The following is a 13369-nucleotide window of genomic DNA, read 5'->3' as shown; positions in this document are numbered from 1 at the left end:
ACGCTCGCTTTTTCCAGTCATAAATGCACGAAATCTCGTTTATTGAGATCGTTGGGCCGACAAGGTGCCGACAATCCGTCCGACCAGGTCACGGATCGAGCGGTTGCCGCCCATGGTGGTCAGCGGCAGTTCCACCCCCGTCCGCTTCTCCACGCCGAGGCGCAGTTCCAGCGCCATCAGGCTGTCCAGGCCGATATCGATCAGCGGGCGGTCAGGCTCCACCGCCTCGGGCGGCAGGCGCAGGATGCGGGCCACCTCCTCCCGCACCAGGCCGAGCAGCGCCTCGGCCGCCGCATCGGGCGAGAGGGCGGACAGGTCGAGCACCTCCTCACCGCCCCTGGGGCCGCCCGTGGCGCCGGACTGGCCCTGCTCCGCGAAGACATCGGCGAAATAGGGCGAGCGCAGCACGGCGAGCTTGTTCGCCGCCGGCGACCAACGGATCACGGAATAGCCGCTGACGGCGGGCGCCGCCGCCGGATCGGCCAGCAGCGTGCCCAGATGCTGCAGCGCCTCGGCCGAGGTGACGCCCGAGACGCCGGTCGCGGCGCGCAGCCGCTCGGCGAGCCCACGCGTGCGGGCGATCACGCCGACATCCGAGATGGCGCCCCAGCAGACCGCCAGCGCCGGCACGCCCCGCGCGCGCAAGCCGAGCATCGCGCCCTCCAGGAAGGCATTGCCCACCACATAGGAGGACTGGCCCGGACTGCCGACGAAGGTGGTCGAGGAGGAATAGGCGACGAGGTATTGCAGCGCATCGCTCGCGATCGCGGCCTCCAGCGCCCGCATGCCGGTCACCTTGGGGCCCAGCACGCGGGCGATCTTCTCCTCGGTGAGGCCGAGGATCATCCCGTCCTCCAGCACCATCGCGCAATGGATCACGCCCGAGATCGGGCCGAGCTCGGCCCGCCAGCGGGCGAAGGCGGCGGCGACGGCGGCGGCGTCGGTGATGTCCAGCGCCTCGAAGCGCAGATCGGTGCCGGCGGCCCGCGCGCGTTCGACGCGCGCCGCCAGCGCCTCCTCCACCACGCCCCGGCGCGAGACGGCGATGACGGTGCCCGCACCTTGCGCGGCGAGCCAGAGCGCGGTCTCCAGCCCGAAGCCGCCGGTGCCGCCCAGCACCACATGCAGGCCGGGGGCGGGGCGGAAGGCGGCGGAAGCGGGGGCCGACGGCACGGCCGTGGCGCTCGGCCGCACCAGGATCTTGCCGAGATGGCCGGAGGCCTGCATCAGCCGGAAGGCATCCGCCACCCGCTCTCCCTCGAAGGCCAGGTAGGGGATGGGCCGCAGGCGCCCGGTCTCGAACAGCACCATGATGACGCTGACCATGCGGCGCACCGCCGCCGGATCATGCGCGAGGAGCTGGTCGATGTCGGCGCCGATATAGGTGATGTTCTTCACGAAGGGCCTGAGGCCCAGGCGCGTATTGTCGTAGAAGTCGCGCTTGCCGAGCTCGACGAAGCGGCCGAAGGGCTTCACCAGCCTGAGCGCGGCGCGCATGGCCTCGCCCGCCACCGAGTTCAGCACCACATCCACGCCGCCCACCGCGGCCCGGATGCGGTCCTCGACATCCGCCGCGCGGGAATCCACCACATGATCGGCGCCCAGATGCCGCAGCAGGGCGCGCTTCTCCGCCGTGCCGGCGGCCGCCACGACGATGGCCCCGTGCGCCTTGGCGATCTGCACCGCCGCCATGCCGACGCCGCCCGCGGCCCCCTCGATCAGCACCGTCTCGCCGCGCTTCAGCCCGGCGCGCTCGATCAGCCCGAACCAGGCGGTGACGAAGGCGACGGGCACCGCGGCCGCCGCCTCCTCCGGCAGCACCTGGCCCAACTGGAACAGGCGGTCGGCCGGCAGCGTCAGGTGCGAGGCGAAGGCCTGGGCGCCGAAGCCCATCACCGCATCGCCGGGCGCGAAACCCTCCACGCCCGCGCCCACGCGCAGCACATGGCCCGCGAATTCGAAGCCGAGCGAGCCGCTGGTCAGCCCCTCGCCCAGGATCTCGGAATCCAGCACGCCGAGGCCCAGCATCACGTCGCGGAAATTCAGGCCGGTCGCGGCGACGGCGATCTCCACCTCGCCCGCGCCGGGGGGCAGGCGCGGGGCGGCGGCCCAGGCGAAATCATCCAAGCCCCGCGAGCCGATGCCGAGCAGGCTGCGCTCGCCCTCCGCCAGGGCGCGGGCGCGGGCCTCCAGCCGGCGCGCGGCGCGCGGCACGAGCGCGCCCGCGGCGGTGAGGCGCAACTCGCGCTCCAGCAGCGGCTCGGCGATGTGGCGGCCGAGGGCGGCGGCCATCACCTCCGGCGGGGCGTCGGGCGTGATGGCCAGCAGGCAGGTCTCGACGGCCGGGAACTCGTTCATCAGGCAGCGCGCATAGCCCGCCATGGCCTGGGACATGGGGGTGGGCAGGCCCTCAGCCCCCTGCACCAGCGCGACATAGAGCCGCGCGGTCGCCTCGCCTTCGCTGAGCGCGAGGGCGATCTCGCGCAGGCGCAGCATGCGCGCCGCCAGCGCCGGGGCCTCGTCCTCCGCGGTGGCGGGACCGGCCTCGATCAGCACGGGCGGGCCCTCGCCCGTCGCCGCTGCGGCCACCCAGGCGGCGGCCGCGGCGGCGGTCGGCAGCGGCTGGAGCGCGAAGCCGGGCAGCCGGGGCGCGAGGGCGTCGGCCTCGCCGAGCAGGGCGATGGTGCGGCGCGGCGGGGCTTCGGCCTCGGCCGGGCGGCGGGGTGGCTGCGCGAAGACCAGCCGCTCGCCCGAGGCCGGCAGGCTGGCCTGGCGCAGAGCGGTGAAGCCGTGCTGGACCAGCGCCTCATCCACCTCGGAAGGGTAAGGCCAGGAGCCCACGGGCTGCTCCGGCGAGGGCGAGAAGCGGAACCAGCCCGGCGTCGCGGCATGCAGCACGTCGATCGCGGGGTGGTGCGGCGGGATGGCGACCAGGAGCGGCGGCGCCGCATCGCCCAGGCCGGTCAGCAGGTCGAGCGGGCTGGGCTGCCCGCCATCCAGCGGCGTGACGGCGCCGCAAAGGGCGAGGTCGAACATTGCCCCGCCCGGCGGCGCGTCCGGCCCGTGCACCGGGACGGCGCGGGCGGCGCCCGCGCGGGCCAGCAGGCGCTCGGCCGCATCCACATCGGCGGCGAGGATGGCGAGCGAAATCCCGCCCGCGGCGGCGCGTGGAAGGAGGCGCGGCAGCAGCCCCGCCAGGCCCGGTTCCAGCAGCAGCAGCCGCAGGCGGCCGCCTTCGCCGGGCGCATCCCGGGCCAGGCGGTCCACCACCGTGGCCAGCGCGTCCAGGCTGGGGGCGGCGAAGACGGAGGCGCTCGCCGCAGCGTCCAGCAGGTCGGCATTCGGGGGCGCATCCTGGCCGGTGGCGAGGATGGCGGGCAGCGCCTCCAGCGCGTGCAGCGCGAGGCGAAGATCGGCGCTCGCCCCCGGGTGGTGGGCCGCGAAGGCGGTCAGCGCCGCACCCGGATCGGCCAGCCTTCCGGCCAGCACGGGGGCCGCCTGCTGCTCGGCGGCGAGTTGTTCGGCCTCGCGCCGGGCCTCGATCAGCGCGCGCCAGATGACGCGCGAGGGGGCCGCGATGGTGCCGGCCAGGTCCGGGCTGCGCTCGGCGGCGCGGCCCTCTTCCACCCGGCTCACCACATGCCCGGCGATGTCGAGGGCAAGGCCGATCAGCGCCGGCCGGGCGCCGCTCTCCGCCACCGGGATCGGCCGGGCGAGCGCCTCCGCCATGGCGGCGTTGAGGTCGGCCGCGCCGGCGCGCCAGGGCTGCAGGCGCTGCTCGATGATGCGGTCCGCCTCGCGCCAGGCGGCGAAGGTGACGCGGCGCATCACCACCCCCTCGCCACGGGCGACCACGCGGCCCTCGGCGGAGAGCAGCTCGATCTCGAAGACGCGCGCATCGGCCGTCTGGCGGATCAGGCGGGCGACGGCGCGCGTGACGGCCTCGCCCGGCGCGAAGAGGGAGAGCCGGCCGATGCGGACCGGCAGCTCGCCCAGCACCTGGCCGGGCTTCTGCGGGATGCCGAGGAAGATGCCGTGGAAGGCGGCGTCAAAGCTCGCGGGCTCGATCACCAGGCGGTCGGAGAAGAAGCCCAGATCGGGCACGGCGCCGGCGATCTCGGTGACGACGGCGTCGCCGGCCACCCGGGCCGAGCGGGCCACGCGGAAGGCGCCGCCATAGCCCAGGCGGCAGGCGGCGGTCGCGGCGTAGATCGCCTCCGCGTCATGCGGGACGCCCCCGCCCGAAGCCAGGAGGGGGGACAGCGGCCGCGGATGCGGCTGGGCGGCGGGCTCGGGCAGCAGCGTGGCGCGCGCATGCAGGGTGAAGCCCGCGGCGCCGTCCAGCCGGGGCCGGGCGCGGATCTCCACCATCCGCTCGGACTCGTGCCAGAGGATGCTCACCTCCTGCGCCTGGTCGAGGCTGAGGGCGCGCAGGATGTCGAGGTCGAGGATGCGCAGGCGGCTCGTGCCATGCACCTCGCGCCCCACGGCCAGCATCATCTCCATATAGGCGGTGGCCGGGACGATGACCTGCCCATCCACCCGGTGGCCGGCCAGGAAGGGCTGCGTCGGCACGCTCAGGATCTGGCGCCATTCGGGGCCGCCGGGCGCGATGCGCGAGCCGATCAGCGGGTGCAGCGGCTGGCCGCCATGGCTCGGCCCGTAGATGCCATAGGCCTCGGGCGTCGCGGTGATCACGTATTCCTGCCGGTCCCAGCGCATCTGCGGCAGGTCGCGCAGACCCGGCGCGGGGCTGCCGGCGGCCGAGGGGGCGGCAAGCGGCGCGCCCTTCACCACCGCCTCGAGCAGGATGCGCGCGATCGGGTCCGCCTCCTCCGTGCCGCGGGCCTGGGTCAGGGTCGCCATGGCCGCCGCCCGGGCGCCCGCATGGCGCGCGACATCGGCGACGAGCGAGCCCAGGATGGGCCGGGGCCCGATCTCGACGAAGAGTTCCGCCCGGCCCAGCGCCACCGTCACGGCGTCCTGGAAGAGGACGGGGGCGCGGATGTTGGACCACCAATAGGCGCCGTCCAGCTCCGGGCCGGCCACCTCCGCCCCGGTGACGGCGGAGATCATCGGCACGCGGGTCGGCCCGGGCTTCAGGCCGGCCAGCGCCGCCACCGTCTCCTCGCGCCCCGGGTCCAGGATGCGGCTGTGGAAGGGGTAGGCCACGTCGAGCGTGACGGAGGCGATGCGGGCGCGGCGGGCGGTGCGCAGCACCTCGGCCAGGCCCTGGCCGGTGCCGGAGAGGGTGGTGGAGCCGGGCGCGTTGCGCGCGGCGATCTCGACCTCCTCCGTGCCGGCCTCGGCGATGATCTCGGCGGCGCGGGCGGCGTCGCAGGCCAGCACGGCCATGCCGCCCAGGCCCTGCACGGATTCCTGCCCCGCGCTGCGGACCACGATGAGGCGGGCGGCGTCCTCCGGCGTCAGCGCGCCGGAGGCGGCGGCGGCGGCCACCTCGCCCACCGAATGGCCCAGCACCACGTCGGGCCGCAGCCCCTCGGCGGCCAGCGCGGCGCAGAGCGAGAGCTGGATGGCCATGAGCAGCGGCTGCATGGCGCTGGTGGCGGCGATGCGCTGCGCCACATCCTCGGCCAGCATGGTCTCCAGCGGGCAGATGCCGCCGGCGGCGCGGATGCGCGCGGCCCATGCGTCGAAGGCGGCGCGGAAGGCGGCGTTGCCGGCATAGGCGGCGCGGCCCATGCCAGGCCATTGCGTGCCATTGCCGGAGAAGACGAAGGCCACGCGCGCCTGGCGGGCGATGGCCTCGCCGAGGGCGAGGTCGGGGCGGGGCGTCTCGGGCTCGATCAGCGCCTGGGGCACGGCGCCGCCCACCCCGCCACTCTGGGCGAGGTCGAGCACGAGACGATGCGGCAGCCGGTCCCGCCCGGCGGCGGCGGCGGCGGCGACCGTGGCGGCGCCGAGGCGCTCCACCGGCTCCAGATAGGCGGCGGCCAGGTCACGCAGCGCCGCCTTGCTGTGGGCGGAGATGACGAGGTAGCGCACGGCGGGGGGTTCGGCGGAGGCCCCGACGGGAGCCCCCGGGGCGCTGCCGATCACCGCATGGGCATTGGTGCCGCCGAAGCCGTAGTTGCACAGGCCCGCCAGCAGCGGCCCCTCGGCCGCCAGTTCCACCGCCCGGGCGGCGGGGGCGAGGCCGAGGCCGGCCACGTCGATGTCGGGGTTCAGCTCCTCCAGGTAGAGCGTTTCGGGGTAGCGCCGATGCTCCAGCGCGAGGACGAGCTTGGCGAGGCCGGCCATGCCGGAGGCGGACTCCAGGTGGCCGATATTGGACTTCACCGAGCCCACCGGCAGCGGGGCGCGGCGGTGCCGGCCCAGGGATTCGCCGATGGCCCGCGCCTCGATCGGGTCGCCCACGCGGGTGCCGGTGCCGTGCGCTTCCACGAAGGCCAGCGCCTCGGGCGAGATGCCGGCCTGGCGGTAGATGGCCTCCAGCAGGTCCCGCTGGCCGGTGACGGAGGGCAGCGAGATGCCGTTGGTGCGGCCATCCGAGTTCACGCCGATGGCGTGCAGCACGGCGCGCGGGGCGGCGGCGCCCCAGGGGGAACCCAGGCCGGACCCGGGGCGCGCCAGGATGAGCGCCACCGCGCCCTCGGCCCGCACATAGCCATCCCCCTTGGCGGAGAAGGGCCGGCAGCGGCCGGTGGGGGAGAGCATGCCGGCGCGGGAGAATCCGATGAAGGGCGCGGGCGAGGAGAGCATGTTCACGCCGCCGACGATGGCGAGCTCGATCCGCCCCGCCTCCAGCGCCGCCGCCGCCTGGGCCAGCGCCACGACGGAGGAGGAGCAGGCGGTGTCGAGCGTCAGGCTCGGCCCCTTCAGGTCATAGGCGTAGGAAATCCGGTTGGAGACCAGCGCCAGGCTGTTGCCCGTCATGAAATGCGCGTCGAGCGCGCAGACGTCGAGCAGCGGCACATCCGCGTAGTCGGTGGCGGAGGCGCCGACGAAGACGCCCACCTGGCGCCCCGCGAGGCTGGAGGGGGCGATGCCGGCATCCTCCAGCGCCTCCCACGTCACCTCCAGCATGACGCGCTGCTGCGGGTCCATCTGCTCCGCCTCGCGGCGGGACATGCCGAAGGCCGCGGCGTCGAAGAAGAGGCCGTCCTCCAGATAGCCGCCGGCGAAGGTGTAGGCGGTGCCGCGCGCCGTGGCGTCCGGGCTCAGGAAGCGCTCCGGCCGCCAGCGATCCGGCGGCGAGATGTCCCGCACGGCCGAGCCGCCCGCCTCCAGCAGCGCCCAGAGGGCACGCAGGTCGCTCGCCCCCGGGAGCCGGACGGCGAGGCCGAGGATGTCGAGCGGAACGGGGAAGTTCAGGATCAACGCGGTGTCCAGGAGGCTTGGGGTGGCGGGGATCGGCGCCGGGTGGACGCCGGGGAAGGGTGGTCTCGGTCGGTGGGTTCAGTCCGGGTGCATGACCCCTCGAGGTGCTGGCCCTGAACAGGCTGGGCCGACCCCGCGGCCCGCCCCGTCTCTTTTCCTTTCCTCCTTTTTCCTTTCCAAAGGAACACGCTGGAGCGTTCGGTGGGTTTTCGGTATCAGTCCGTCCACGGAAGGACACGGAGATTGCCTTCCGCTTACAATCGGATACGCTATTTCCCGTCGGCGGTTCAAGTTTCCCCGACCCCCCGCTCCCGCCCATGGGGCCCCCCAGCCTGGAGGCCGGATCGTGACCGAGGCGCAGCCCGACCCCTTGCCCGCCCCTTGGGCGCTGGTCACCGGCGGCTCGAGCGGCATCGGCGAGGCGCTGGCGGCGGGCCTGCTCGCCCGGGGGTGCCACCTCGTCCTCGTCGCGCGCGATTCCGTGCGGCTGGAGGCCGCGCGGGCCCGGCTGGAAGGGGCCAGGCCGGGGGCGCCGCGCACCGAGGCCCTGGCGCTGGATGTGGGCGACGCGCCGGCGGTGGCCGCCGCCATGGCCGGGTTGCTGGCCCGCCTCGGCCCGCCAGCCTGGGTGGTGACCAGCGCGGGCATCGCGCTGCCCGGCCGCTTCCTGGACCAGCCGCTGGCCGAGCACGAGGCGCAACTGCGCACCAACGCCCTCGGCACGGTGAACGTCCTGCACGCGCTGGCCCCGGCCATGGCGCAAGCGGGGCGGGGCCAGGTGGTGCTGATCGCCTCGGCCGCGGCCTTGGGCGGTTTCGCCGGCTATGCCGCCTATGCGCCCTCGAAATGGGCGGTGCGCGGCCTGGGCGAGGTCCTGGATCTGGAGCTGGGCGCGCATGGGGTGCGGGTGCTGACCGCCTTCCCGCCCGACACCGACACGCCGCAACTGGCGGAGGAGCGCGCGCGGCGCCCGGCCTTCACGGCGCGCTTCGCGGGGGGCGCCAGGCCGCTCAGCCCGGGTTTCGTGGCCGAGCGCATCCTTGCGGCGGCGGAGCGCGGGGCGCGGCGGGTGGCGCCCGGCTTCGGCGCCAGCCTGCTGCTCTGGGCCGGGCGGCCCTGGGCGCGCTATCTGGAGGCGGCGCAGCGCCGGCTGCTGCGCCGGCACCCCGAGGATTCCCGCTGACGTGACGCGCCTCTCGCTGCAGCCGCCGATCATCGAGGAGGCCGGGCCGGGCTGGCTCATCCCGGCGCATCCCGAACCCCTGGCGGAGGGGCCGGGCAGCCTGCGCCTCGCGCTCATGGCGCGGCACAGCCTGATCGGCGTCTGGACGCGGGACAGCTACGCGGCGCGCGACTTCGCCATGCGCCTGCTGCGCCGTCAGGTCTGCGTCTTCAACGACCCGGCTTCGGTCAAGGCGGTCTTCGTGAACGGCGCCGAGGTCTTCGAGCGCAAGGGCGCCATGATGCGCCGCGCCCTGGCGCCGCTGCTGGGCGACGGACTCTTCATCTCGGATGGTGGGACCTGGCGGCGGCGGCGGCCCCTGGTGGCCGACATCGCGCACAAGACGCAGGTGCCCTTCTACGCGCCCATGATGACCGGCGCGGTGGCCGAGATGCTGGCCGGCTGGCGCGGGGGCGCGGTGGTGAACCTGCTGCCCGCCATGGCCGAGCTGACGGCGCAGATCATCGCGCGCTCCATCTTCGGGACCAGGCTGGGGGCCGGGGCGCTGGAGGGCATCGTCCACGGCTTCGGCCGCTACCAGGCGGGGATCGACAGCTTCAACCTCCCCTTCTTCCTGGGCGCGTCGGAGGGCTGGCCGGTCGGGCGCGGGCGGGCCATGCGCGCCGCCATCGCCGAGGTGCATGGCGTGGTGGAGCACGTCATCACCGAGCACATCGCCGGGCGCGGCGAGCATGGCTCCATGGTGGACCTGCTGGTGCGGCGCATGCAGCGCAGCCCGGAGCTCGGCCTCGACGTGCAGGCGCTGCGCAACGAGGCGGCGACCATCTTCATGGCCGGCCACGAGACCACGGCGGCGACGCTGACCTGGGCCTTCTACCTGCTCGCCAAGGCGCCCTGGGCCGAGGCCGCGCTGCATGCGGAACTGGACGCCGTGCTGGGGGACCGCGAGCCCACCGCCGGGGACGTGCCCCGCCTGCCCTATGCGCGCGCCGTGATCGAGGAGGCGTTGCGCCTCTACCCGCCCGTCCCCATCCTGCCGCGCCAGTCGCGGGAGGCGACGCAGGTGGGCGGCATCGCGGTGGAGAAGGATGCGCTGGTCCTGGTGGTGCCCTGGGTCCTGCATCGTTCGCCCGACCTCTGGGACCAGCCCATGCATTTCCGCCCCGAGCGCTTCCTCGAAGGCCCCTCGCCCGTGCCCTACAGCTACATCCCCTTCTCGGCCGGGCCGCGCATCTGCGCCGGGCTGAATTTCGGGCTGACGGAGGCGATCCTCTGCCTCGCCATGGTGGCGCGCGCCTTTCGGCTGCGGCTGGCACCCGGCTTCGTGGCGGAGCCGGTCTGCCGGCTCTCGCTCCGCCCGCGAAAGCCGATCATGGTCGAACTGGAAGCGCGCGCATGAGGGAGGAGACCGACCCGGCCGCCGCCCTGCCGGACCGGCGCGCGCCCGGCTGGCGCAACCGGCTGCTGGATGCATGGGAAATCGGGCAGTACCTGGTCTTCCGCCACATGCCGATCGACCTCGGCCCGCGCCTCGCAGCACCGGGGATCATCGCCTACATCAAGCGCGAGCGGCCCTGGGTGGTGGAGCGCGCGCGGGCCAACCTGAAGCGCCACCGCCCCTCAGCGAGCGACGAACAGATCGAGGCCTGGGTGGAGGCCTTCCTCGACAATATCGGCCGCTACATCGGCGAGACGCCGAGCATCGGCCGCTACATGAAGGCCGGCCGGATCGAGCTGCCGGACGCTGAGCGCACCAGGGAGATCCGCCGGCGCGGTAGCCTCATGGCGCTGTGCCTGCACACCGGCAACTGGGAGGTGATGCTGGAGGGGCTGAGCGCGATGGGCATGAGCGCCGCCTGCGCGCCCATCGAGTGGGAGACGCGCGGCCAGACCTGGATCATCAACGACCTGCGCCGCCGCAACGGGCTGCGCTACCTCGCGCAGGACCATGGCGGGATTCGCGCGGCCTGGCGCGAACTGACCGAGGACGGGCTGCTCGCGATCTTCGTGGACGAGGCGCGGCACGGGCAGCTCATGGCACCGCTCTTCGGCCGGCCGCCGCATGCCGAGGGCAACCTCGCCGTCGCGGCGAAGCTGGCGCGGCGCAGCGCGTGCAACATCGTCCTCTCCTACGCCACGCGCCTGCCGGGGCAGCGCTTCCGCATGACGGTGAGCGACGTGATCGAACTGCCGAAGGAACCGCGTGGGCTGCTGGATGACGTCGCCTTCCTCAACGGCGTGATCGAGCCGGTGGTGCTGGAGCATCTGGAGCAATGGTTCTGGCTCGATGACAGCTTCTGAACCGCCGGTCGTGGTCGGGCCGCTCGCGCCTGGGCCGGTGGGCGATCAGGTGCTCGACCTCGCGGCGACGGGCCGCGCGGGCCTGGCCGCGCTGCTGGGCGATGACGCGGCGCGCCACGCGCTGTTCCGGCCGGGGCTGCGGGCGGACCGCTTCCTGGTGGCGACCGTGGGGGGTGAGCTGGCCGGCTATCTCAGCCTGAAATACGCGGGCGCGGGCCCCTTCGCGCCCGGCCTCGCCGACTTCATCCGCTGCCAGGGCTGGCGGCGCGGGGCGCGGGCCTGGGCGGTGTTTTCCTGGATCGAGGCGCGCACGCGGCCACGGCCGGGCGGCGCCTATATCTACGGCCTCGATGTGCTGAAGGCCTGGCGCGGGCACAAGCGCGGGCGCGACGTGGGCGGCGCGCTGATGGCGGCGGCCGTGGCGGAGGCGACGCGCCTCGGGTGCCGGCACCTCGACATGGAGATCCGCCGGCCGGCCATTCGCGCCCTGGTGCGGCGCGCGGGCGCCGTGCCCGTCGTGGCGCCGCCGCTCTCCCTCACGCGGCTGCTGATGGCCACCGCGGGCGATTATGAACGCATGACCATCGCCCTGACGCCGGAGGCGGCCCCGCGGTGAGTCAGCCCCTCGCCCTGGATGTCTCGCGCCTGCTCTGGCGCGCGGTACGCGCGGCACCCGGCGGCATTGACCGGCTGGAGCTGGCCATGGCGCAGCACCTGCTGGAGGAGGAGCCCGCGGCGCGCTTCGTCTTCACCGATGGCGGCGCCATCCGCGCGCTGAAGCCCGCCATGGCCCGCCGCCTGGTCGAGGGTGCCACGGCGCGCTGGGCGGGCCAACCGGGCGATGCGGCCTGGCGGCGCGTCCTCGCCTATCTGGAGGGCGACGACGCCGCCTTTCCGCCCGCCCGCGCGCGCCTCGCCGACCGCCAGGTGCCGCTGGTGGATCTCGGCCGCAACCTGCTGGCCGGGCTGCTTTACCGGCGCGGCGCGCTGCGCGCGGAGGAGCCGGAGGCGCTGCACGGCGCAGCCTATCTCAACCTGTCCCATCGCAACCTGGACGATGCGAAGCTCTTCGCAGCGCTGTCCCGCGCGGGGCACCTCCTCTGCTACCTGCATGACGACATCCCGCTGCGCCGTCCCGCTCTGGCCGCGCCGGGCAGCGACCAGCGCTTCCGCCGCATGCTGCGCCACCTGGGCGAGCGGCCGGTCAGGATCGTCACCAACTCCGCCGCCTCACGCACGCGCATCCTGGAGAGCGCCGCGGCGCATGGGCTGCGCCTGCCGCGTGTGGAGGTGATCGCGCCGCCGGTCTGCGAGATCTTCACCCATCGCGCGGCGCGGCCCGTGGCGGGTCGGCGCTTCTTCCTCGTCCCCGGGCTCGTCACCGCGCGCAAGAATCTCGCGCTGCTGGCCGAGGCCTGCCGCGCCATGGCCGACGCGACCGGCGGCTTCGACGTGATCCTGGCCGGGGCGTCGGGGCTCGACGCGGCGGAGGTCCTGGCCGGGCTGGGCGAGATGCCACCGGGCGTGCGGCTGCTGCGCGCCGAGGGGTTGAGCGACCACGCCATGGCCCGGCTGCTGCGCGCCGCCATCGCCGTGCTGGCGCCCTCGCTGGAGGAGGGGTTCGATTATCCGGTGCACGAGGCGCTGGCCTCGGGCGTGCCGGTCATCGCCTCCGACATCCCGGCGCATCGAGAATATGTCGCGGGCTTCGCCGAATTGCTGGAAGCGCGGGACGTGGCCGGCTGGGCCGCGGCGATGGCCGATTTCGCGGCGGGCGGCCCGCGCCATGCGGCGGCGCGGGCGGCGGCGGGCCGCTTCGCCACACCCAGCCCGGCACGGCTGCTGCGCGGCATGACGGAGCTGGCGCGCGCCGCGTGAGGCGCTTCTCATGAAACGATCCCTTGTCGCTTGGCGAGAGACGCGCAATCCTGTTTTTTAAGATAGGTTCTGCCTATCGGACAATAAGAGTGAGTGGATTTGTGCCGATCAACCGGCGCCGATAACTTCCCCATCACAGAACGGGATGGCCCCGAACCTGAGACCCAAGAGGAGATCTGAGATGTCCAAGCGCTTCACCCTCGCCGCCCTGGCCGCCCTGCCCATCGCCTTCGCCTCCATGGGCGCCCAGGCGCAGATGGCCACCTATTGCGACGGCCGGATCGTCGCCAATTCCTTCTACAGCAACGTGATCAGCAACAACACGCGCTCGACCGTGCCCTATTTCGTGCAGTTGCAGAACCGCTCGGGCGACCCGATCCGCTACACGGTCCGCTTCACCGCGCCGAACATCCAGATGCCGCAGACCGGCTCGGTGGTGGCGACGCTGGCGAGCTACCAGCAGGTGACGGTGACGCTCGGCCAGCAGAGCTTCAACAACCCCTCGGGCACCGGTCAGCTCAGCCAGCAGGACCTGATCCGCTACACGCAGGTGACCTGCCCGCGCTGAACGCGCCGCAGCGTAACAGGGCGGCCCGGCTTCCTTGGAAGGCCGGGCCGCTGGACCGTGCGGCGTTCGCTCGCGCTCACTTCGCGCGGTCCAGCCTT

At 74.1% G+C, this 13369-nt stretch carries 7 protein-coding genes; 6 read left to right on the top strand and 1 reads right to left on the bottom strand.

The genetic code is table 11. The features are described from left to right. Positions 1–39: 39 nt before the first annotated feature. A complete protein-coding gene (locus ACQ860_RS13840; RefSeq protein ID WP_431303933.1) occupies positions 40–7341 on the bottom strand; it encodes an SDR family NAD(P)-dependent oxidoreductase in 7302 nt (2433 codons plus the stop codon). 346 nt (positions 7342–7687) lie between these two features. Between ACQ860_RS13840 and ACQ860_RS13835 the strand changes: the two genes are divergently transcribed. From ACQ860_RS13835 to ACQ860_RS13810, 6 genes are all read left to right on the top strand, one after another. Next, on the top strand, positions 7688–8524 hold the full coding sequence (locus ACQ860_RS13835) for an SDR family NAD(P)-dependent oxidoreductase (RefSeq protein ID WP_431303932.1): 837 nt from the start codon (positions 7688–7690) through the stop codon (positions 8522–8524). A 1-nt stretch (position 8525) separates the two neighbouring features. Beyond that, positions 8526–9923: a cytochrome P450 gene (locus tag ACQ860_RS13830; RefSeq protein ID WP_431303931.1), complete on the top strand. Its 1398-nt coding sequence runs from the start codon at positions 8526–8528 to the stop codon at positions 9921–9923. After that, complete coding sequence (locus tag ACQ860_RS13825) at positions 9920–10825, top strand: lysophospholipid acyltransferase family protein (RefSeq protein ID WP_431303930.1); 906 nt, start codon at positions 9920–9922, stop codon at positions 10823–10825. The genes ACQ860_RS13830 and ACQ860_RS13825 overlap by 4 nt, the downstream gene beginning before the upstream one ends. After that, the gene (locus tag ACQ860_RS13820; RefSeq protein ID WP_431303929.1) at positions 10812–11441 is read left to right on the top strand and encodes a hypothetical protein; all 630 of its coding nucleotides are present in this window, start codon (positions 10812–10814) and stop codon (positions 11439–11441) included. Before ACQ860_RS13825 ends, ACQ860_RS13820 begins: the two co-directional genes overlap by 14 nt. Next, entirely contained in the window at positions 11438–12703 is a 1266-nt protein-coding gene (locus ACQ860_RS13815) for a glycosyltransferase (protein ID WP_431303928.1), read from the top strand. Before ACQ860_RS13820 ends, ACQ860_RS13815 begins: the two co-directional genes overlap by 4 nt. A gap of 181 nt (positions 12704–12884) precedes the next feature. After that, complete coding sequence (locus ACQ860_RS13810; RefSeq protein ID WP_431303927.1) at positions 12885–13271, top strand: hypothetical protein; 387 nt, start codon at positions 12885–12887, stop codon at positions 13269–13271. Positions 13272–13369: the final 98 nt, after the last annotated feature.

Origin of the sequence: Sediminicoccus sp. BL-A-41-H5, assembly GCF_050632405.1 — a bacterium.
Taxonomy (GTDB): Bacteria; Pseudomonadota; Alphaproteobacteria; order Acetobacterales; family Acetobacteraceae; genus Roseococcus.
This window is presented reverse-complemented; position numbering and strand designations above follow the sequence as displayed.

Bases quoted from the DNA above. Each gene is read 5' to 3' on its own strand.
- ACQ860_RS13825 (WP_431303930.1), top strand. From the start codon at position 9,920: ATGAGGGAGGAGACCGACCCGGCCGCCGCCCTGCCGGACCGGCGCGCG.
- ACQ860_RS13820 (WP_431303929.1), top strand. From the start codon at position 10,812: ATGACAGCTTCTGAACCGCCGGTCGTGGTCGGGCCGCTCGCGCCTGGG.
- ACQ860_RS13810 (WP_431303927.1), top strand. From the start codon at position 12,885: ATGTCCAAGCGCTTCACCCTCGCCGCCCTGGCCGCCCTGCCCATCGCC.